Source organism: Pseudomonas sp. RL_105y_Pfl2_101, assembly GCF_963970585.1.
Classification (GTDB): domain Bacteria; phylum Pseudomonadota; class Gammaproteobacteria; order Pseudomonadales; family Pseudomonadaceae; genus Aquipseudomonas.
Genome location: NZ_CAXAPG010000003.1, coordinates 202,456 through 221,977, shown reverse-complemented (window position 1 = coordinate 221,977; position 19,522 = coordinate 202,456). Strand labels below are relative to the sequence as shown.

Genomic DNA, 19,522 nt, shown 5'->3' with positions numbered 1-19,522 from the left:
TCAATGGCCTCCCGTACGTCGGTTGCGCCGCGAAGACAAGCGGTCGATAAACAGATTGACGCCAATGGTCAGGGTGCCAATGGCCAGGGCTGGAATCACGATGGCCGGCGCGCCCTGGTTGAGGCCGCCGATGTTTTCCCGCACCAGCGAACCCAGGTCGGCATCCGGCGGTTGCACGCCCAGGCCGAGGAAGCTCATGCCGCTGAGCAGCAGGACGATGAAGCCAAAACGCAGGCCCAGGTCGGTCAGCACCGGGTTGAGCATGTTGGGCAGGATTTCCACACAGGCGATGTACAGCCGGCGCTCGCCACGGGTGCGGGCCACTTGCACGTACTCCAGGGCCTCGATGTTCACCGCCATGCTGCGGGCGATACGAAACGCCCCCGGCATGAAGCTGAGCACCGCCGTGCAGATCAGCAGGGTCACCGACGAGCCAAACGCCGAGACCATGATCAGCGCCAGCATCTTGCTCGGGATCGAAATGAAGGCGTCCATCAGGCGGCTGATCAGCTCATCCAACCACTTCGGCGAAACCACCGACAGCAGCGCGCAACTGGTGCCCAGCCCACTGGCCAGCACCGCCGCCACCAACGCCAGGCCCACCGTGAAGCGCGCGCCCACGAGAATGCGGCTGAGCATGTCACGGCCCAGATAATCGGTGCCCATCGGATACGTGGCGCTAAGGTTGTCAAAGACATTGTCGGAGACCACTTCCCCCACCGGGTGGGGTGCCAGCCATGGCCCGAAGATAGCCACCAGCAACCAGATCACACACATCGCGGCCCCGATCAGGCCGAGCCAGGGCGTTTTGCGCGACACCTTGCCCAAGGCCAGTTCGGGTGCCGCAGGCGGGGATTTCACAATGAGATTGTTCATTGGTTTCTCAGCCTCGGATTGGACAGGATCGCGCACAGGTCAGCCACCAGCACCAACACCAGGTACGCCGTACAAAACAGCATGGTGCAGGCCTGGACCAACGCCATGTCGCGGTTGGTCACGGCATCGACCATCAGGCTGGCGATACCGGGATAGTTGAAAATCGTCTCGACGATCACCACCCCACCCAGCAGGTAGGACAGGCTCAGGGCGATGGCATTGGCGATCGGCCCGATGGCATTGGGCAAGGCATGGCGCAGCACCACCCGCACCGGACTCACGCCCTTGAGACGGGCCATTTCCACGTAGGGGCTGTCGAGCTGGTCGATCACCGCCGCCCGGGTCATGCGCGCCATTTGCGCGACGATGACGCAGCACAGGGTCATCACCGGCAAGGCATAGGTGCGCATGAATTGCAGCGGCGAAGTGATCTCGCTGGAATAGGACAGCGCCGAAAGCCAGCCCAGGTTCACCGCAAAGATCAGCACCGCCAGGGTGGCGACCAGGAACTCCGGCACCGCCACCATCGTCAGGGTGAAGAAACTCAGCAAGCCGTCGATGCGCCCCCCTCGCCCCATCGCCGAACCGATGCCCAGGACCAACGCCACGGGCACCGACACCAGCGCCGTGGCCGCCGCCAGCATCAGCGTGTTGGGGACCCGGCCAGCCATCAACTCGGTGACCGGCGTGGCGTTGGAGATCGACACGCCCATGTCACCGCTGAGCAGGCTCATCAACCACTGCAGGTAGCGCAACACACCTGGTTGGTCCAGGCCCATCTTCACCCGCAGGGCCGCCACTTGCTCAGGCGTGGCGAACTGTCCCAGGGACTGTTGCGCCGCGTCTCCCGGCAACACCGCCGTAATGGCGAACACCACCATCGATACGATCAACAGGGTCACGACCGCTGCGCCCAGGCGCCGGCCGATCAACCAAAGTGTGTTGCTATTCATCGCCCTACCCCTTGTGCCATGTCACGCCGCAAGACAACACGCATCAAGCCTCAAGCCAGACTTGCTCGGCGAACATATAGCCCATGAAACCGCCCAGCGGGTTGGTGCCATAACCTTTGACGCGCTGGTCGACGCCATCGATGTTGCTGATGAATACCGGGATGCCGATGCCGCAGTGGTCATGCACCAAGGTCTGCATGTCCGCGTACATCTTGCCGCGCTTGGCTTCATCGGTTTCACCGCGAGCCTGCACCAGCAACTGGTCGAACTGCGGGTTTTTCCAGCCGGATTCGTTCCACGGCGCCGTGGACTGGAAGAACTGCGAGAACAGCATGTCAGCGTTGGGCCGCGGGTTGATGTTGCCGAAGCTCAGCGGGTGCTTGGCCCAGTGGTTGGACCAGTAGCCGTCGCTCGGCAGCCGATTGACGTTGAGCTTGAGCCCAGCCTCCTTGGCCGATTGCTGCAACAGCACGGCAACGTCGACCGAACCGGTGGCGGCCGGCGAGCACATCACCGGCATGCTGATGCTTTCCATGCCGGCCTTCTTCAGCAGGAAACGGGCCTTCTCCGGATCGTAGGTCCGTTGCGGCAGATCGGCATTGTAGAAACGCGCGCCGGGGGCAATCGGGTGGTCGTTGCCGACCCTGGCGAAGCCACGGAAGATCGCCGACTTGACCTGCTCGCGGTCCAGCAGCAGTTTCATCGCCTCGGTGAACTCCGGGCTCTGGCCGGGCATCTGGTCCTGGCGAATGATCAGGTCGGTGTAGTTACCCGACGGCGAATCCACCACGCGATGGGTGGTGCTGTCCTTGATGCGCGTGGTCGAGCGCGGGTTGACCTCGTTGATGATCTGCACGTCGCCCGACAGCAATGCATTGACCCGTGACGGCTCGTCGGCAATGCCGATGAATTCGATCTCGTCCAGGTACGGCAGGCCAGGCTTCCAGTAGTTGGTGTTGCGCGCACCGATGGAGCGCACCCCAGGCTTGAACTCCTTGACCTTGAACGGACCGGTGCCGATGCCTTGGTTGAAGTCGCTGGTGCCCTCGGGGACGATCAACAGGTGGGAAATGGCAAGGATCGACGGCAGCTCGGCATTCGGACCGCTCAGGCGTATCTGCACTTCATGGGTGCCGGTGGCCTTGACCTCGGCAAACTGCTCGGCCAGCGGCAAGACCTTGGAACCGGTGATCGGGTCCTTGTGGCGCATCAGGGAAAACACCACGTCGGCGGCGGTGAGGCCCTTGCCATTGTGGAAGCTCACTTCCTTGCGCAGGGTAATCACCCAAAGCGTGGCGTCGGTGGTGTCGATGCGTTCGGCCAGTTCCAGTTGCGGCACCATGTGGCTGTCGAAACGCGTCAGGCCGTTGTAGAACATGTAATGACGAACGTAGTCCGTGGACGATGAGCCTTTGGCCGGGTCCAGGGTATCGGCGGTGGAACTGGAGATACCGGCGACCCGGATACGCCCGCCGGGCTTGCCTTTGCCGGGGCTTGCCTGCTCATCGGCAAGCAGCTTGCCGGCGGCGCCGAACAGGCTGCCGGCACCCGCTGCGGCCACACCGGCCAGTCCGAGCATCTGCAATGCATGACGACGTGACATGCCGCGGTTGAGCCCTTCGAAAACACGCAGACTTTCTGTACCGGTGATCAACTGGTCTTTGATGCCGTTTTTAGTGTCACTCATGTCAGTTCTACCTTTCGGAAAATGATAGGGCTCGATTACGTGCGTTAACGCAACGTGGTTGAAACGCCAAACAACCCGGTGAAACTCAGTGCAGGTAGTCCTGCAAGCGGTAATACGCGCCGACCAGCGGCAAAAACCAAGGTTTGCCGAAGTGCCCGGGGATGGCCGGCCAGTCCAGTTCGCGCCAAGGGTTGGCCTCGACCTTGCCGGCCATGACCTCGGCCATGACCTGCCCCATGTGCACCGACATCTGCACGCCGTGGCCGCTGTAGCCCATGGAGTGATAAACCCCGCCATGCTGGCCGGCCCGGGGCAGGCGATCGGAGGTCATGTCCACCAGGCCGCCCCAGCAATAGTCGATCCGGGTGTTCGCCAACTGCGGGAACATCTGCACCATGGCGGCTTGCAACACCTTGCCGCTCTTGGCATCGGACACGCTGTCGGACATGGCAAACCGCGCGCGGCCGCCAAACAGCAAACGGTTGTCCGGGGTCAGGCGAAAGTAGTTACCGATCATGCGGCTGGTGACATAGGAGCGCCGAGCCGGCAGCAAGCTGTCGATCAGCGCCTGGGGCAAGACCTCGGTGGCGACCACGAAACTGCCCACCGGGACAATCCGCCGCCGATACCAGCCCAGGCCACCCTGCTGACAGGTACCGGTCGCCAGCAGGATCTGCGAGGCTTGCAGCGCCCCTTTGCTGGTGTTGACTCGATAGCCGCCGGCACTGGCCTTCCAGTCCTGCACCGCCACGCCCTGGAAGATCAACGCACCGTGACGGGCGGCCGCTTCGGCCAGGCCGACGCCGAAACGCCCGACATGCATCTGCACGCCATTGCGCTGCAACAGGCCACCGTGAAACTGCGCCGAATTGACTTCCGCCCGCGTCTCCTGGGCCGACAGCAGCTCGACCTCGGCATCGACTTGCTTGCGGATCAATTCACAGGTGCGCGCCAACCCTTCGTAGTGCATCGGCTTGGCGGCCAGCTTGAGCTTGCCGTTGCGCTTGAGGTCGCAAGCGATCTGCTCTTGCTCCACCAGCGTCACGACGCTCTGCACGGCGCTTTCATAGGCTTGGTAATACGCCCGAGCCTTGTCGGCGCCGAGGCTGGCGGTGAGTGCCGCGTAATCCTGGGCCACGCCGGTACTGCAATGCCCGCCGTTGCGCCCTGACGCCTCGCCAATCACCCTGCCCGCTTCCAGCACCGCCACGCTGGCCCCCTTCAAGGCCAGGGCCCGCGCCGCCGCCAAACCGGTGAAGCCGCCACCGACGATGGCGACATCCACCTGCCCGGGCAACCCGCCGAGCTGAGCACCGGTGAACGCCGGTGCGGTGTCGAGCCAATAGGACTCACTGCCCATGTCTAACCCCTTTCGCCTTCAAGCGTGCGTCGAGACTCAGAGCCCGACCAGCGCGGGCAACCCGCCGATGTCCGAGATCTGGTGGTAACCAAAGGCAGCGTTGGCCGGATGTTCATGACCGCGGGCGACGAAGGCTTTGTGCTTGATCTTCATGTCGTGGGCCGACATCAGGTCGTAACGGAAGCTCGACGACACATGCAGGACGTCTTCCGGTCCGCAGCCAAGGTTATCGAGCATGAATTCGAACGCGGCCAGGCGCGGCTTGTAGGCCTGGGCCTGCTGGGCCGTGAAGACTTTATGGAACGGTGCGCCGAGCTTGTCGACGTTGGACATGATCTGCTCGTCCATCGCGTTGGAAAAAATCACCAGGGGGATCTTGTCGGCGATTTTCGACAGGCCCGCCGGTACGTCGGCGTGGGGGCCCCAGGTTGGCACGGCGTTGTAATAGAGCTGGCCTTCGCCACGATATTCAACGCCCCAACGCTTGCAGACCCGCATCAGGGAGGTCTTGATGATTTCATCATAGGGCCGCCAGTCCCCCATCACCTGGTCCAGGCGATAAGCGGAGAAATCCTTGACGAACTGGTCCATCTGCCCGGCATCGACACGGTCGGCGAACAGCTCGCGGGTCATGGTGCCCATCTGGAAATTGGTCAACGTGCCGTAGCAGTCGAAGGTGATGTACTTGGGTCGAAGAAAGCTCATGAGTGCGGTCCTGGATTGTTGTTGAAGGCTCGACGAGGCGAACGATGGCGCCTTTCGTGAGGCATCGGTGCAACGCTGCATCACGTTTTCATTACAACACCATGAGACCGTGGATAAATCGTTAAAAATACCGGCCGCTTGGTACAAACCACCGTTTTGCGGGGCTCGCTCAGCAGACTTTGCGGGATGCTCCAGGCGTGGGCGTCGTGCCGTGTTTCTTTGGGTTTGCGGGCAGTTATGGTGCGCCAAACGACTCTGCAAAGCGTTGTTTTCGGCAGAATCTACGCTTGGCGCAACAGCTTCAGCATCCCTGGTGAATGGGCTGGCGTCATCGCGAGCAGGCTCGCTCCCACAGGGGGTTAGTGCTGGACACAGGTTCAAGGAACGCCGCCGATCCATTGTGGGAGCCTGCTCGCGAAAGCGGTGGGTCTGCTTGCAGGTGTGGTGAATGGGCTGGCGTCATCGCGAGCAGGCTCGCTCCCACAGGGGGTTAGTGCTGGACACAGGTTCAAGGAACGCCGCCGATCCATTGTGGGAGCTTGCTCGCGAAAGCGGTGGGTCTGCTTGCAAGTGTGGTGAATGGGCTGGCGTCTTCGCGAGCAGGCTCGCTCCCACAGGAGGGATGGTGGTGGACACAGGTTCAAGGAACGCCGCCGATCCACTGTGGGAGCGAGCCTGCTCGCGATGGCGGTGGTTCAGTAGGAACAGTGCCCTATTCAGACCTTCAGTTCGGCCTCCAGGAAGCTCACCAACGCCTGCACCCGCACGCTGCGCAGTTTGCGCGAGGGCACCAGCAGGTTGATGGGGGCGCTGTCGAATTGCCAATCGGCGAGCACCCGTACCAGGCGGCCGTCGGCGATGGCTTTGCTGACGTCCCATTGCGAACGCAGCACCAGCCCCAGGCCCTGTTCGGCCCAGCGTCGGGCCACGCTGCCATCGTTGCTCAACAAGGCAGGCTTGATTCGCAGGGTCTTGCGCCCGTGTGCATTGCGCAGGTGCCACAGGGTGACATCTTCATCGTTTTCACGAATACAGATGCAGCGATGCTCGGCGAGTTGCTCCGGCGCGAGCGGTGTGCCGTTCTGTGCCAGGTAAGCGGGGCTCGCGCACAGCCATCGGTCATTTTGCGTGAGGGGCCGGGCGACCCACTGGCTGTCGCTCAGGTGACCGATGTGTATCACCGCATCGCTGTCATGACGGTCAGGCCAGGGCGTTTCCCGGAGATCCAGATGCAGGCACAGCTGCGGATGCAACCTGGCAAAACGGGCCAGCAGCGGCGCGAGGCGTTGGCGTCCATAGCCGAACGGTGCCGCCAGCCTGAGGGTGCCGGCCAGTTGATCGTCTTGCTGCTTGAACGATTCGGGCAGCGCCTCCAGCTGTTCCAGCAACAGCGCACTCTGGCGCGAGAAACGCTCGCCGTCAGCGGTCAGGCTCAGCCGCCGGGCGTCGCGATTGGCCAAGGTCAGGCCCAGGCGCGTCTCCAGTTTGCGCAGGCGCATGGACAGCGCCGGTGGCGAGACATTAAGGGCCCGTGCCGCGGCGCTCAACGATTCGCAGCGTGCCAGCGTCACGGCCATGCGCAGGTCTTCGAGGCTGATCATTCAGTTCAACTTAATGATTGATGACAGCGCATTGAACCACGACTTTACGATGACTGAGTAGAGTCGAGCCTGTCTTTCACCCACGAGCCTCGTTCATGCCAGTCTCAATTGCCTCCCTCGATACCCCGGTTGCGCTCATCGATGTGCCGCGAATGCAGCGCAATATCCAGCGCATGCAACACCGCATGGACGCCTTGGGCGTGCGTTTGCGCCCGCACATCAAGACCAGCAAATGCCTGCCGGTGGTTCAGGCGCAGCTTGCAGCAGGCGCCAGCGCCATCACCGTGTCGACCCTCAAGGAAGCCGAGCATTGCTTCGCCGCCGGCATCCACGACATCTTTTATGCCGTGTCCATGGCGCCCGGCAAACTGGCCCAGGCCCTGACGCTGCGGCGCAAGGGCTGCCGCTTGAGCCTCTTGACCGACAGCCTGGCGGCGACGCAGGCCATCGTCGATTTCGGCAGGCAGCACGACGAACGCTTCGAAGTCTGGATCGAAATCGATTGCGATGGCCATCGGTCCGGCGTACGCGTTGAAGACGATGCACTTGTCGATATCGCCCGGCAACTCAGCGAAGGCGACATGCAGCTTTGCGGCGTCATGACCCACGCCGGGTCCAGCTACGAACTCGACACACCCCAAGCGCTGCAAGTCTTGGCCGAACAAGAACGCCACCTCTGCGTCAGCGCCGCCCAACGCATCCGAGCAGCCGGGCTGGCCTGCCCCGAGGTCAGCATCGGCTCCACCCCCACGGCACTTTCGGCACAAAGCCTGGAAGGCGTCACTGAAGTGCGCGCCGGCGTCTATGTGTTCTTTGACCTGGTGATGCACAACATTGGTGTTTGCCAGGCGGATGAGCTGGCCCTGAGCGTACTGACCACCGTGATCGGCCATCAGCCGGACAAAGGCTGGATCATCACCGATGCCGGCTGGATGGCCATGAGTCGTGATCGGGGTACGCAGCGCCAGCAGCGGGATTTCGGCTATGGGCAAGTGTGCAGCGAAGCCGGCGACTGGATCGAGGGCGCCCTGCTCACCGGCGCCAACCAGGAGCACGGCATCGTCACCCTTTCCAGTCCCGGTGCCGTCGATATCACCGAGCGTTTTCCCATCGGCGGTCGCCTGCGCATCCTGCCCAACCACGCCTGCGCCACCGGTGCGCAATTCCCTGATTACCGCGCCTGCGATGCCTCGGGCGCGGTGCACACCTGGAGCCGTCTGCATGGCTGGTGAAATCGAGTTGATTCACACGACCCAGGCAGCCGCTGCGGGCGGACATTACGCCCAGGCGGTGTTGCACCAGGGCGTCTTGTACGTGTCCGGGCAACTGCCGGTACGCGCCGATGGCAGCCACAGCCTCGACCAACCGTTCGAAGTGCAAGCCGCCATCGCCCTGGACAACCTGATGGCGATTCTCGGCGCGGCAGGCCGCAGCCCCAGCGACCTGTTGAAAGTGACGGTCTATGTCACCGGCATCGAACACTGGCCGGCTTTCGACCGGATCTACGCCCGCTACGTGGGCCCACACCGGCCTGCGCGCGCGGTGGTGCCCGTCCCGGCGCTGCACCATGGGTACCTGATCGAAATCGAAGCGCTGGCAGGAAGTGAGAGAACATCATGAAGGCACAAAAAAGCGACGTCCTGATTATCGGCGGCGGCATCATGGGGTCGGCGTCGGCGTTTTTCCTGCGCCAGCGTGGGCACTCGGTGACCCTGCTGGAACGCGACCTGATCGGCCAATACGCCAGTGGGGTGAATTTCGGCAACGTGCGCCGCCAAGGGCGATTCCTCGGCCAACTGGAACTGTCCAATCGCTCGTACGGATTGTGGAAACGGCTCCCCGAGTTGATCGGCGATGACCTGGAGTTCATCCCCAGCGGCCATATGCGCGTCTGTTATCGCGAGGACGAAATCGCCGAGCTTGAAGCCTACGCCGCCGCCCCCGAAGCCCGTGAGCTGGACTTGCAGATCATCACCGGCAAGGCGTTGCACGCACGTTTCCCGTTCCTCGGCGCGCAGGTCAAGGGCGGCTCGTACGCCCCTCACGACGGCCACGCCAACCCGCGCCTGGCAGCCCCGGCATTTGCCCGCGCGGCGACACGGGCCGGGGCCAGCATCCGCGAGCGTACGGAAGTCGCCGACGTGCAAAAGGTGAATGACCAATTCCACGTGACCACCACCGACGGCCAGCTATTCATTGCAGAGCAACTGCTGATCACGGCGGGCGCGTGGGGGGCGAAGCTGTCCGAGCAATTCGACGAAGCGGTGCCGTTGGAAGCCAATGGCCCGCAGATGTCGGTCACCGAGCCGGTGCCCTATGCCTTGCCGACCGTAATCGGCGTGTTCACCAAGATAAAGGAAGAGGTGATTTATTTCCGGCAAATCCCCCGAGGCAACCTCATCATCGGCGGCGGCAACCGCTGCAAACCGGACATGATCAACCGCCGCGCCTATTTCAAGCCCGAAAGCCTGCTCAACCAGATGCAGCAGATGAGCCGCCTGCTGCCCGGGGTGGCGAACCTCAACATCATCCGGGTGTGGAGCGGCATCGAAAGCTATACGCCAGACTCGCTGCCGATCATGGGCCCAAGCGGCAAGGTCAAGGGATTGTTCTATGCCTTTGGGTTCTGCGGGCATGGCTTCCAGCTCGGCCCGGGCGTCGGCGACGTCATGGCCGAGCTGATCAGTACCGGCAGCACCCGCACCCTGATCAGCCCTTTTGATATTCGCAGGTTTACCGAACCGACCGCCCTGACCATGCCTCAGATGAGCACGCCTGGCACCGGCAGGCTCATTTGACGCAAGCGACTGGGCGCCCTTTTTGCCCCGGACGGATGCTGCCACTTTTTTCGCCAAGTTAACCCGGCAGATACAGCAGATTGTTCTTTGCCAGGCTTGAGAACGGCATATCCCATCCGGGCCGCTTTGTTAGTTTATCGAGAAGAAAACGGCCTCAGGATCTGTTGCCGGCAACGCTATCACCGCTCTATGGGAGCCCGTTGGATGACCACCCCCTTTTTGAACACCCCGCCCACGTCCCAGCAGTTCTATATCAATGGTGACTGGCAGTCTGCGGCATACCCGGCCACGCTGGCGGTGATCAACCCCGCTACCGAGCAAGTCATTGCCGAGGTCGCCCGAGGGTCCGGCGAAGACGTTGACCGCGCCGTCGCGGCGGCTCGCGCAGCATTTCCTGGCTGGTCTTCGACTCCGGTGGATACCCGCGTGGCGATCCTGGGAAAGATCCATGCACTGATCCTTGAACGCAAAGAAGAACTGGCCCAGGCGCTCTCGCTGGAAATGGGCGCGGCCATCGGCTTCGCACGGGCCATGCAAGTGCCGCTGGCCGCCGAACACGTTCGGGTGGCCCGCGATGTGCTGTCCACTTACAGCTTCCAGAAGATCGAGCATGGCACGGCCATTCAGCGCGAACCCATTGGCGTCTGCGGCCTCATCACGCCGTGGAACTGGCCGCTGTATCAAATCACCGCCAAAGTCGCCCCGGCGATTGCCGCCGGTTGCACGGTGGTGTTGAAACCCAGCGAACTGTCGCCCCTGAGCGCCCTTCTCTTCGCACAATTGGTGCATGACGCTGGCCTGCCTGCCGGCGTCTTCAACCTGGTGAACGGCAGCGGTGCCGAGGTCGGCGCGGCCATGGCGGCGCATCCCGACATCGACCTGATCTCCATCACCGGCTCGAACCGCGCCGGCGCACTGGTGGCCCAGGCCGCCGCCCCGACGGTCAAGCGCGTGACGCAAGAGTTGGGCGGCAAGTCGCCGAACGTGCTGTTGCCCGACGCCGACTTCGCCAAGGCCGTGCCGCCGGGCGTGATGTCGGCATTTCGCAACGTCGGCCAATCGTGCAGCGCACCGACCCGAATGATCGTGCCAAGGAACCGCCTGGCGGAAGTCGAGGCATTGGCTGCCGCCACCGCCAACGCGATCATCGTGGGCGATCCGCAATTGGAAGCAACCGTACTCGGCCCCATCGCCAACGAAGCCCAGTTCAATCGCGTGCAGGCCATGATCGAAGTCGGCTTGCATGAGGGTGCCAAGCTTGTCTGCGGTGGCCCAGGACGCCCGGCGGGTCTCGAACAAGGCTTCTACACCCGCCCGACGGTTTTCTCGCAGGTCGACAGCGCCATGCGCATCGCCCAGGAAGAAATCTTCGGCCCGGTGCTGTGCATCATTGCCTATGACACGGTGGATGAAGCCGTCGCCATCGCCAACGACACCGTCTATGGGCTGGGCGCGCATGTCCAGGGGCAGGACCTTGATCTTGCGCGCGCCGTCGCGTCGCGTATCCGCGCAGGGCAAGTGCTGTTGAACTACCCGGCGTGGAACCCGATGGCACCCTTCGGTGGCTACAAGCGCTCAGGCAATGGCCGTGAGTATGGGGTTCACGGGTTTGAGGAGTATCTGGAGATCAAGGTGATTGTCGGGTTTGAATGACCGCCCTACTCCTCGGTCCGCCCGGTGCCCTCGCGATCGTGCGCGTAATGTCGAGTGAACGGAAACGCCGGCAGCCAGGCCTCACGGCGCACGGTCCAGCTTTCGTAGGTGGGCATCAGTTGATCGGGGGCGTCCAGCGTGCCGAGGTTCACTTCGATTTCATCGCCGGTACGGGCGAACACCGACGAGCCACAGCGAGGGCAGAAAAAGCGTCCGGCGTAGTCCCGGGTTTCACCTTCAATCGTCACGGCATCCTGGGGAAACACGGCCGCAGCGTAGAAGAGCGCGCCGTGATGCTTGCGACAGTCGAGGCAGTGGCAGAGGCCTACGCGATACGGACGGCCTGAGGCTTGGATACGAACGTTGCCGCACAGGCAACCGCCGGTGAATCGGTCCATGGTGGGGCTCCTCTGTCGTTGAGCGGTCGAGATACAACCTTCGACCGCTTCTACCTGTTTCTGGTTTAACTCATTCAACCCACCATCGGCACCGCAATCAGCAATATCGCCGTCCCATGGGTAGCGGTCGATGCCACGACGCCGTAACGCATACAAATGAGCCCGCAGGCCAGGCCCTCTATCAGCGTAAACAGCAACACGGGCCAACCGAGTTGGGTAACGCTCAAGGCGAGAAAAGCATGCAACGCAGAAAACGCCACGGCACTGATCAGTGCTGCTCGCAGGGCGCTGACATGCAGTTCGAGGTAACCCTGCAAGAAGCCACGAAACAGCACTTCTTCCAGCGCGTTAGCGCCATAGGCCAGCACCGCCATGCCGAGTAGCCAGGGCCAATAACCTGGAATCACCGTTTCAGCCCCTTGATAAAGCCGCAACGGCAAACCGATCAGGCAGCCCACGGCGATGCCCAGGACCAGGCCAGCCAGTCGATTGCCTTTGAATAGCACCACCAGTTGCCACAAGTCTGGCAACTGGCGCGCGCTCAACGCGACCAACAACAGCGACGAAACACCCAACATCACCAGCACGAACGGGTTGGCCAGAAAACCAATCTGCAGATCGCCGTTCAAGGACCACATGTGCAAGGGCGTCATGGCGTCGCGCATCAACACGAATGCCAATAGCACAATCACGATACGCAACGCTGTCTGGGTCTTGGGCGTCAACGCGAACCAGAGGCCGAAGAGCGCCAGGCCCGGCAGCAGATACAGGGTGTAGTCCAGCAGTACAACGAGTCCTTCGGCGATCATTGCGCTCTTCCCTTGGCGTCAACCGGCGCATGCTGTGCCATCAGTTCCACGACCCAATCGATGAACACCCGCAACTTGGCGCTGATGTGCCGGTTCGGGGGATAGGCCACATACAGCGGCATCGGCTCGAGGTGCCAGTCTTCGAACAGCGGCACCAACGCGCCCTTCGCTTCATGAGGCCTGGACATGTACCTGGGCAGCCAGAGCACGCCCAACCCTGCCAAACCTGCCGCGAGGTAGGCGTTGCCGTCGTCAATGGCCAGTGCGTAGCGTCCTTTGACGTGAAGCAGCTCACCGTCACGGCGCATGGCGTAGGGCAAGGATTTACCGGTGCGTGCCCACAGGAAACCCACGGTGCGGTGATGCGAATCTTCCAGTTCTCGCGGATGCGCGGGCAGGCCAAACCGTGCCAGGTAACTCGGCGCGGCAAAGACGCCAAGGGCCAGGTCACCGACGCGTCGGGCGATCAGCGACTGATCCCTCAACTCACCGCCGCGCACCACGCAATCGACGTTTTCATCGAGCATGTCGACGATGCGATCGCTGACGCCCATGTCGATCTGGATGTCTGGGTATCGCGCGTAGAACGCCGGCAAGGCCGGTATCAGGATCATCGCGGCCAGCGGACTCGGCACGTCCACCCGCAGGCGCCCGCGAGGTAACGCTTGGGCGCCGGACACGCTGGTCTCGGCATCGTCCATGTCGGCCAGCAGCCGGATCACCCGCTCGTAATAAACCGCGCCGTCGGCGGTGACGTTGACCTTGCGCGTGGTGCGGTTGAGCAACTTGACCCGCAACCGTGCCTCGAGCTGCTGCACCAGTTGGGTCACGGTGGTCTTGCTCATGTGCAGGGTTTGCGCCGCCTTGGTGAAGCTGCCCGCCTCCACGACTCGAACGAACGCTTGCATCGCATCAAAACGATCCATTTGTGCCTCGGGTATCGATCCGATTGTTTGGATTTTACAAACAGTGATCGCCAAGGTTGCTCGTTTATCGCCCGGACACAAGCCCCTAGAGTGAGTTCATCGTTTGGAACCCACTCTTTGATGGAGGTATTGATGACACAGCGCGATGTGGTTTTCCCGCCCGGACGCCAGGCACTTTATGAGCGTAATCGTTATTCGCCGGCGATTCGTTCCAACGGTTTTCTGTTCGTCTCGGGACAGGTTGGCAGCACTGAAGCAGGTTCGCCGGAGCCGGACCTGGAGGCTCAGGTTCGGCTGGCGTTCAACAACCTGAAGGCCATACTCGCCGCGGCCGATTGCAGCTTTGATGATGTGGTGGACGTAACGGTGTTCCTGGTCGATCCCGAATCGATCTTCGAGCGGGTCTGGAGCGTCGTGCCCGAGTTCTGGGGCAACGCACCGCATCCGACGCTGACGGCGGTGGGCGTGACATGGCTGTATGGGTTTCAGTTCGAGATCAAGGTGATTGCCCGGTTGCCTGAAACCACCTTATAGGTCAGCTTGCATCAATGTTGGCTGTGCCGGCGCCATCGCGAGCAAGCTCGCTCCCACAGAGACTGTGCAGATCGAGAATTCGAAGTCACCACCAACCAATGTGGGAGCGATTAACCGGCTAGCCTTTCACCGCTGCTTCAATCGCGGCGATGTCGATCTTGGTCATCGTCATCATGGCCTCGAAGGCACGCTTGGCGGCGGCTTTGTCGGGACTGGCGATCGCTTCAAGCAACACACGAGGGCTGATCTGCCACGACAATCCCCACTTGTCCTTGCACCAGCCGCAGGCGCTCGCCTGGCCGTCGTTGTCGATGATCGCGTTCCACAAGCGGTCCGTTTCGGCCTGATCATCGGTTGCAATCTGAAATGAAAAAGCCTCGTTGTGCTTGAACACCGGCCCGCCGTTGAGGCCGACGCAAGGGATGCCGATCACCGTGAACTCCACGGTGATCACATCGCCCTGCTTGCCGGAAGGATAATCACCCGGGGCATGATGGATGGCGTTCACCGCACTGTCGGGAAAGGTTTTTGCGTAGAATTCTGCCGCTTCCTGGGCGGTGCCGTCGTACCAGAGGCATATCCTGTTTTTATTGTTCATGCCGGTTCTCCAAAAAGGACTGGACGATAAAGTCTAGCAGCCAGCCCCAAAACTGGAAAAACCTGCCAACCGGTCGAGCCGAAGCGCTTTTCCAGGGCCTTGCCCGCCACCGCACTACCTTGATCTATACTGCTGCGGCGCAGCATTCATGGAGCGGACGCCGTGGCCAAGTGCAAAATCCTGATCTGGAATACCCAGCACCTGAACAACCAAGCAGGCGGCAAGATGAGCGATGCCTACCAGGAAAAACTGGCCACGCTCAAACAGGTCCTGCAACAGGACAACCCGGACATCGTCGCCCTGTTTGAAGTGGGCAGCACCGGCAATCCCAACGATCGACTGGTCAATGACTTGAGCCAGCAATACATCCTCAAGTCATCCCTCGACCAGGACGGTGGCGCGCGCAAAAGCACCACGCTGGGTTCCATGGTGTTTGTGCGCACCGACAGGGTCAACGAGTTCAGGGAACGCTACAGTTGGCCGCTGGGCCCGGAAGCCAGGCGCGCCACGTTGCTACTGACCGACGATGTAGGCAACACATTCGCCTTCTGCCATGCCAATGCCTCAAGAAACGCCTGGCCGCAGATACTGGGGGACATGCAGGAACTCGGTTCTATCCATGAAGGCGACTTTCAACGCCTGGTATTTTTCGGCGGCGACCTCAACACCCCCTATAGCTCGGCCCCCAAGACAATCTCCGCTTACCGTGGCGCAACCAGGATGAACGCGGTGTTCCCCGAAGGCAGCGGCTTCACGCACGTCACCATCCGTTCCACCGAAACCCAGGCCAGAAAGGAATACAAGAAGCTGGACGAGGTGAGTCGCTCCTATACACCTATCGACCAATACGTCTCGAGCCTGCTAGGCAGTGACCTGGGCTACGGTAATTTCGCCATCCCCTCACAGTTGGACTACGCCTACGTCCATGAAGGCGTCGTGGCGCGTGGATACTGCGAAGCCGCGGTGCAAATCAAGAAGTCCTTGGTGCATGATCGCCAGCTGATTCGCAATGCCGATGGACTCAAAGTGCAGGGGCACGATGAAGTGCTGCGTATTTTTCGGGGACAGGTGTTGCGCAGCGATCATTACCCGGTGCTCTACGACCTGCACTACTGAATCCGGCTAGGCACTCCCCTGCTCTGCGTTATCGACCATCCAGCGAATCATGCTCGCCAGCGGCACCCGGTAATGCCGCACCGAACACTCGCTGGCCTTCTCGTGGCAGTACAACTCGATATAGCGACTGAGCAGCGCATGACGGCCGTCCTCGGTCAACCGCAGTTCAAGTTCACGGCAATGCAACTCATCCTGGCCGAGCTGTTTTATTCGCCGTTGCAAGACCAGCGTCTGGTTATTCATCAGCAGCGGCTCCATCCTGGCATTGCGGGTCTTCCTGCACTACCGCCCCCGACTTACCTTGCGCGACAAAATCGGCACGCCGCTGCGCCGTTGCATCGCGTAGCGCCGCGTAGTAATCCGCTTGGGCCCGCAACTCGTCTGTCAGTGGCAATGCCTCGGCACGGCCATCGACAACGCCGCCGACGGTGTTGATCGTACCCAGGGTGTCGACGGTGCTGCTGTTGTCGCCGAACGGATCGACGGCAAAACTCAGCACTTTGCCCGTCGCGTCCCGTAGGTTGGCGCTGCCCAGTAGCGGCAGTTCCACGATGGGGCCGGGGGCAACATTCCAGACGCCGAAGGTCTGGCCGAAATCGGCCTCGTGACGCTCGATGCCCAGCTTGCCCGACACGTCGATCAGCCCGACGATGCCTGCCGTGGTGTTGATGACGAAACGCCCCAGTGTGTTGACCGAGCGTTGTGCATTGCCTTGCAGCAGGTCGTTGATGAACACCTTGGGCTCGCCGAAGTTCGCCACGAAGTTGTGGACGCCGGCCTGGAACATCTCCGGCAGTTTGAGGTAACCACGGGCAACGGGGGCCAGCGCGTAGTCATCCACGGTTCGGTTGAAGGCGAAGATGCCGCGGTTGACGGGCTCTGCGGGATCATGAACGGTATAGGTCGCGCTTTCACACGCCCCCGGCGTTGCTGCCGGTGTGCTGGAGCAACCGCTGGCGAGTGCCGCCAATACAACCACGACGGTGGAGCGAACGAACAGCGGAGCGGGCTTGGTGATCGGCATACAGGGTTATCTCGGCGAGGAATGGGAGGCTTGCTGCCTATGCCGATCACAAGCCAAACACCCAATTCCTGGGGCGAGGGAGCAAGCTCGCGCTGGGTCTGTAGGCGCTGACGAGCGAAGCGAGGCTGCGATCTTTCCACTGCCAATTGAGTCTGGAGCGAAAGATCAAAAGATCGCAGGCTTCGCCAGCGCCTACAGAGCCCAGCACATCCCTTTGCCACAGAAGCAGCGTTGGCGTGTGGTTGAACTGACCGACATCAAGGCCATCCTGCCGCCGTTTTTTTGCCCGCAGATTTCCAGAACATTGCCCGCTGGCAACTTTATTGCCGGATTGAAATATATGACGCAGCCCCTGGATTGACCCTAGTATCGCCTCCTGTATTCATTACCCTGCGTGCCCACCGTGAGCCATTTATTACTGGTGGACGATGACCTCGAAGTCCTCGCCCTCTTGCGCAAGTTCCTCGAACAACATGGCTACAGCGTGGACGTGGCCGCCGATGGCAACGCCTTGTGGCAGGCGGTGGAGCGTCGGGTGCCGGACCTCATCATCCTCGACGTCATGCTGCCGGGCGACAACGGCCTGGTGCTCTGCCAACGACTGCGGGCCGAGCACACCGTCGGCATCATCATGCTCACCGCCATGGGCGAATTGAGTGACCGCGTCGTCGGCCTGGAGCTGGGCGCGGACGATTACCTGACCAAGCCCTTCGACGCCCGCGAGCTGTTGGCCCGGGTGCGTGCCGTGCTGCGGCGCACTGGCGAAGCCCGAGGCACATTGAGCGACTCATCGCGACCGATCCTGGAGTTCGAAAACTGGCAACTGGACGTCACCCGGCGCGAACTGCGCTCACCAGACAAGGTCATGATCCCGCTGTCGGCCGGAGAGTTCGAACTGCTACTGGTGTTTGCCGAACACCCGCGCCGGGTGCTGACCCGCCAGCAGTTGCTGGACCTGGCACGCGGCGAAACCTTCGAGGCGTTCGACCGCAGCATCGATGTCCAGGTCAGCCGCCTGCGGCGCAAGTTGGAGACCGACGTCACCGGCGCATCGATGATCCGCACCGTGCGCAACAGCGGCTACCTCTTCAGCCCCCACGTGGTGAAGCGATGAAGCGCCCGGGCACCCATCACCCACGGGACACGGTGGCGCGCTGGATCGCCCTGACCACCCTGATCGCCATGCTCACGTTGCTGGCCCTGAACGCGCTGTTCAGCCAACTGGCTGATGCCTGGGCCCGCCCGCCCCTGATGGAAATCGGCCTGATTGAAAAGGTAGCCGCCATCACACGCATCATCGACTCGGCAGCACCCGAACAGCGGCCCACCATTGCCAGGACGGCCAGTGACCAGACCTTCAACACGCAATGGCTCCAACACCATGAAGATGCCAAGCTGCCGGTGATCGACGACCCCGAATACAACGATGGCGCACTGCGGTTGCGCCAACAGTTGGGCCGGCCCGATGCGAGGATCGAGGGCTATGAGCCAAGCGATTGGCACGCCGGCCAGCCCGGCGCACGCTACGCCGCGATGATCGAGTTGACCGACCACTCGTGGGTCGTGTTTTCCCTGCCTGCGCGCAGTTGGGGACTGGAGGAATGGGAGCGCAGCCTGATCATGCTGGCGCTGATCCTAGTGTCGACGATTATCGTCGCACTGATCGCCACCCGGCACCTGGCCGCCCCGCTGGAGCGTTTTGCCGAAGGCGCCCGGCGCTTTGGCGTCGACCACCAGGCGCCACCGATTCCGGTCATCGGCCCCCATGAAATCCGCCAGGCGATCCTCGCCTTCAATGCCATGCAGGCCCAGCTCAAGCACTTTTTGCAGGATCGCACGCAGATGCTCGCCGCCATCTCCCATGACTTGCGCGCGCCGTTGACCCGCATGCGCCTGCGCGGGGAGTTCATCGAGGATGCCGAGCAGCAGTCGCGCTTGTTCAGGGACGTGGACGAAATGCAGGCGATGGTCAACTCCGCCCTGGAGTTCTTCCGCGACGATGCCCGGCTGGAACATGCCACAGCGTTCGACCTGGCCGAGCTGCTGCACACCATCGTCGATGACCTCAAGGACGCCGGCACCGAGGTCGCGCTCGAAGGTACCCAGCACTTGGTTTATGTCGGTCGTCCCATCGGTATCAAACGTGCCTTGGTCAACCTGATCGACAACGCGATCAAATATGGCGGCGCGCCAACTGTTCGCCTTGAAGCCAACGCCAATCGTGTGGACATTCGCATTCTGGATCGCGGACCGGGCATCGCCGCGCAATACCTTGAGCAGGTCTTCACGCCGTTCTTTCGCATCGAAGGCTCGCGCAACAAACACACCGGCGGTGTCGGGCTGGGCCTGTCTGCGGCCCGGGCGACGGTGCTGGAGCATGGCGGCACGCTGACCCTGAGGAATCGACACAGTGGCGGGTTGGAGGCCAAGGTCTCGCTACCGCTTGACTGAAGTGACCGATGTATCGATCCGCGCTAAACAATC

At 62.0% G+C, this 19,522-nt stretch carries 21 protein-coding genes; 9 read left to right on the top strand and 12 right to left on the bottom strand.

Annotated features, from left to right (window positions below; genetic code table 11):
- From AACY31_RS05920 to AACY31_RS05895, 6 genes are all read right to left on the bottom strand, one after another.
- Positions 1-876, bottom strand: coding sequence for an ABC transporter permease (locus tag AACY31_RS05920; RefSeq protein ID WP_058544730.1), 876 nt, complete (start codon positions 874-876; stop codon positions 1-3).
- Positions 873-1,829, bottom strand: a complete 957-nt coding sequence (locus AACY31_RS05915) for an ABC transporter permease (protein WP_339482610.1) — start codon at positions 1,827-1,829, stop codon at positions 873-875. The genes AACY31_RS05920 and AACY31_RS05915 overlap by 4 nt, the downstream gene beginning before the upstream one ends.
- 43 nt (positions 1,830-1,872) lie before the next feature.
- Positions 1,873-3,516, bottom strand: a complete 1,644-nt coding sequence (locus AACY31_RS05910; protein ID WP_339482611.1) for an ABC transporter substrate-binding protein — start codon at positions 3,514-3,516, stop codon at positions 1,873-1,875.
- Between the two features lie 85 nt (positions 3,517-3,601).
- Positions 3,602-4,876 (bottom strand): NAD(P)/FAD-dependent oxidoreductase, encoded by a 1,275-nt coding sequence (locus AACY31_RS05905; RefSeq protein ID WP_339482612.1) that lies wholly within the window; start codon positions 4,874-4,876, stop codon positions 3,602-3,604.
- A gap of 36 nt (positions 4,877-4,912) precedes the next feature.
- Positions 4,913-5,581: a haloacid dehalogenase type II gene (locus tag AACY31_RS05900; RefSeq protein ID WP_339482614.1), complete on the bottom strand. Its 669-nt coding sequence runs from the start codon at positions 5,579-5,581 to the stop codon at positions 4,913-4,915.
- 716 nt (positions 5,582-6,297) lie between these two features.
- Positions 6,298-7,182 (bottom strand): LysR family transcriptional regulator, encoded by an 885-nt coding sequence (locus AACY31_RS05895; RefSeq protein WP_339492739.1) that lies wholly within the window; start codon positions 7,180-7,182, stop codon positions 6,298-6,300.
- A gap of 95 nt (positions 7,183-7,277) precedes the next feature.
- On the opposite strand from AACY31_RS05895, the gene AACY31_RS05890 reads away from it, so the two are divergent.
- The 4 genes from AACY31_RS05890 (at position 7,278) to AACY31_RS05875 (ending at position 11,633) form a co-directional block, all read left to right on the top strand.
- Positions 7,278-8,414, top strand: a complete 1,137-nt coding sequence (locus AACY31_RS05890; protein ID WP_339504102.1) for a DSD1 family PLP-dependent enzyme — start codon at positions 7,278-7,280, stop codon at positions 8,412-8,414.
- Positions 8,404-8,802 (top strand): RidA family protein, encoded by a 399-nt coding sequence (locus AACY31_RS05885; RefSeq protein ID WP_339492738.1) that lies wholly within the window; start codon positions 8,404-8,406, stop codon positions 8,800-8,802. The genes AACY31_RS05890 and AACY31_RS05885 overlap by 11 nt, the downstream gene beginning before the upstream one ends.
- On the top strand, positions 8,799-9,980 hold the full coding sequence (locus AACY31_RS05880) for an NAD(P)/FAD-dependent oxidoreductase (protein WP_339482620.1): 1,182 nt from the start codon (positions 8,799-8,801) through the stop codon (positions 9,978-9,980). Before AACY31_RS05885 ends, AACY31_RS05880 begins: the two co-directional genes overlap by 4 nt.
- 204 nt (positions 9,981-10,184) lie before the next feature.
- Positions 10,185-11,633, top strand: a complete 1,449-nt coding sequence (locus AACY31_RS05875) for an aldehyde dehydrogenase family protein (RefSeq protein ID WP_339504099.1) — start codon at positions 10,185-10,187, stop codon at positions 11,631-11,633.
- A 5-nt stretch (positions 11,634-11,638) separates the two neighbouring features.
- On the opposite strand, the gene AACY31_RS05870 is transcribed toward AACY31_RS05875, so the two are convergent.
- The 3 genes from AACY31_RS05870 to AACY31_RS05860 form a co-directional block, all read right to left on the bottom strand.
- Positions 11,639-12,031, bottom strand: a complete 393-nt coding sequence (locus tag AACY31_RS05870) for a GFA family protein (protein WP_339492735.1) — start codon at positions 12,029-12,031, stop codon at positions 11,639-11,641.
- Between the two features lie 74 nt (positions 12,032-12,105).
- Positions 12,106-12,840 (bottom strand): CPBP family intramembrane glutamic endopeptidase, encoded by a 735-nt coding sequence (locus tag AACY31_RS05865; protein WP_339482623.1) that lies wholly within the window; start codon positions 12,838-12,840, stop codon positions 12,106-12,108.
- Positions 12,837-13,766, bottom strand: coding sequence for a LysR family transcriptional regulator (locus AACY31_RS05860; protein WP_339504097.1), 930 nt, complete (start codon positions 13,764-13,766; stop codon positions 12,837-12,839). The genes AACY31_RS05865 and AACY31_RS05860 overlap by 4 nt, the downstream gene beginning before the upstream one ends.
- A gap of 132 nt (positions 13,767-13,898) precedes the next feature.
- On the opposite strand from AACY31_RS05860, the gene AACY31_RS05855 reads away from it, so the two are divergent.
- Entirely contained in the window at positions 13,899-14,300 is a 402-nt protein-coding gene (locus tag AACY31_RS05855; RefSeq protein ID WP_339504095.1) for a RidA family protein, read from the top strand.
- Between the two features lie 118 nt (positions 14,301-14,418).
- On the opposite strand, the gene AACY31_RS05850 is transcribed toward AACY31_RS05855, so the two are convergent.
- Entirely contained in the window at positions 14,419-14,898 is a 480-nt protein-coding gene (locus AACY31_RS05850) for a VOC family protein (protein WP_339482627.1), read from the bottom strand.
- 162 nt (positions 14,899-15,060) lie between these two features.
- Here AACY31_RS05850 and AACY31_RS05845 point away from each other — a divergent pair, with 162 nt between their 5' ends.
- Positions 15,061-16,014 carry an endonuclease/exonuclease/phosphatase family protein gene (locus tag AACY31_RS05845; RefSeq protein ID WP_339482629.1) on the top strand — a complete coding sequence of 318 codons (954 nt, stop codon included), beginning with the start codon at positions 15,061-15,063 and terminating at the stop codon, positions 16,012-16,014.
- Between the two features lie 6 nt (positions 16,015-16,020).
- Here AACY31_RS05845 and AACY31_RS05840 read toward each other — a convergent pair whose 3' ends face one another.
- Together AACY31_RS05840 and AACY31_RS05835 are read right to left on the bottom strand one after the other, a co-directional pair.
- Positions 16,021-16,257: a hypothetical protein gene (locus AACY31_RS05840; protein ID WP_339492728.1), complete on the bottom strand. Its 237-nt coding sequence runs from the start codon at positions 16,255-16,257 to the stop codon at positions 16,021-16,023.
- A complete protein-coding gene (locus tag AACY31_RS05835) occupies positions 16,250-17,038 on the bottom strand; it encodes an MlaA family lipoprotein (RefSeq protein WP_339482631.1) in 789 nt (262 codons plus the stop codon). Before AACY31_RS05835 ends, AACY31_RS05840 begins: the two co-directional genes overlap by 8 nt.
- Between AACY31_RS05835 and AACY31_RS05830 the strand changes: the two genes are divergently transcribed.
- Genes AACY31_RS05830 through AACY31_RS05820 form a run of 3 tightly spaced genes read left to right on the top strand, consistent with a single transcriptional unit; the run spans position 17,028 to position 19,489 of the window.
- The gene (locus tag AACY31_RS05830; RefSeq protein ID WP_339492727.1) at positions 17,028-17,399 is read left to right on the top strand and encodes a hypothetical protein; all 372 of its coding nucleotides are present in this window, start codon (positions 17,028-17,030) and stop codon (positions 17,397-17,399) included. The two genes, AACY31_RS05835 and AACY31_RS05830, sit on opposite strands and share 11 nt — an antisense overlap.
- 42 nt (positions 17,400-17,441) lie before the next feature.
- Positions 17,442-18,152, top strand: a complete 711-nt coding sequence (locus tag AACY31_RS05825) for a response regulator (RefSeq protein ID WP_339504093.1) — start codon at positions 17,442-17,444, stop codon at positions 18,150-18,152.
- On the top strand, positions 18,149-19,489 hold the full coding sequence (locus AACY31_RS05820) for an ATP-binding protein (protein WP_339482634.1): 1,341 nt from the start codon (positions 18,149-18,151) through the stop codon (positions 19,487-19,489). Before AACY31_RS05825 ends, AACY31_RS05820 begins: the two co-directional genes overlap by 4 nt.
- The last annotated feature ends 33 nt before the right edge of the window (positions 19,490-19,522 follow it).

Excerpts from the sequence above, each read along its gene's own strand:
- AACY31_RS05920 (WP_058544730.1), bottom strand. The coding sequence starts at position 876 with ATGAACAATCTCATTGTGAAATCCCCGCCTGCGGCACCCGAACTGGCC.
- AACY31_RS05915 (WP_339482610.1), bottom strand. The coding sequence starts at position 1,829 with ATGAATAGCAACACACTTTGGTTGATCGGCCGGCGCCTGGGCGCAGCG.
- AACY31_RS05910 (WP_339482611.1), bottom strand. The coding sequence starts at position 3,516 with ATGAGTGACACTAAAAACGGCATCAAAGACCAGTTGATCACCGGTACA.
- AACY31_RS05905 (WP_339482612.1), bottom strand. The coding sequence starts at position 4,876 with ATGGGCAGTGAGTCCTATTGGCTCGACACCGCACCGGCGTTCACCGGT.
- AACY31_RS05900 (WP_339482614.1), bottom strand. The coding sequence starts at position 5,581 with ATGAGCTTTCTTCGACCCAAGTACATCACCTTCGACTGCTACGGCACG.
- AACY31_RS05895 (WP_339492739.1), bottom strand. The coding sequence starts at position 7,182 with ATGATCAGCCTCGAAGACCTGCGCATGGCCGTGACGCTGGCACGCTGC.
- AACY31_RS05890 (WP_339504102.1), top strand. The coding sequence starts at position 7,278 with ATGCCAGTCTCAATTGCCTCCCTCGATACCCCGGTTGCGCTCATCGAT.
- AACY31_RS05885 (WP_339492738.1), top strand. The coding sequence starts at position 8,404 with ATGGCTGGTGAAATCGAGTTGATTCACACGACCCAGGCAGCCGCTGCG.
- AACY31_RS05880 (WP_339482620.1), top strand. The coding sequence starts at position 8,799 with ATGAAGGCACAAAAAAGCGACGTCCTGATTATCGGCGGCGGCATCATG.
- AACY31_RS05875 (WP_339504099.1), top strand. The coding sequence starts at position 10,185 with ATGACCACCCCCTTTTTGAACACCCCGCCCACGTCCCAGCAGTTCTAT.
- AACY31_RS05870 (WP_339492735.1), bottom strand. The coding sequence starts at position 12,031 with ATGGACCGATTCACCGGCGGTTGCCTGTGCGGCAACGTTCGTATCCAA.
- AACY31_RS05865 (WP_339482623.1), bottom strand. The coding sequence starts at position 12,840 with ATGATCGCCGAAGGACTCGTTGTACTGCTGGACTACACCCTGTATCTG.
- AACY31_RS05860 (WP_339504097.1), bottom strand. The coding sequence starts at position 13,766 with ATGGATCGTTTTGATGCGATGCAAGCGTTCGTTCGAGTCGTGGAGGCG.
- AACY31_RS05855 (WP_339504095.1), top strand. The coding sequence starts at position 13,899 with ATGACACAGCGCGATGTGGTTTTCCCGCCCGGACGCCAGGCACTTTAT.
- AACY31_RS05850 (WP_339482627.1), bottom strand. The coding sequence starts at position 14,898 with ATGAACAATAAAAACAGGATATGCCTCTGGTACGACGGCACCGCCCAG.
- AACY31_RS05840 (WP_339492728.1), bottom strand. The coding sequence starts at position 16,257 with ATGAATAACCAGACGCTGGTCTTGCAACGGCGAATAAAACAGCTCGGC.
- AACY31_RS05835 (WP_339482631.1), bottom strand. The coding sequence starts at position 17,038 with ATGCCGATCACCAAGCCCGCTCCGCTGTTCGTTCGCTCCACCGTCGTG.
- AACY31_RS05820 (WP_339482634.1), top strand. The coding sequence starts at position 18,149 with ATGAAGCGCCCGGGCACCCATCACCCACGGGACACGGTGGCGCGCTGG.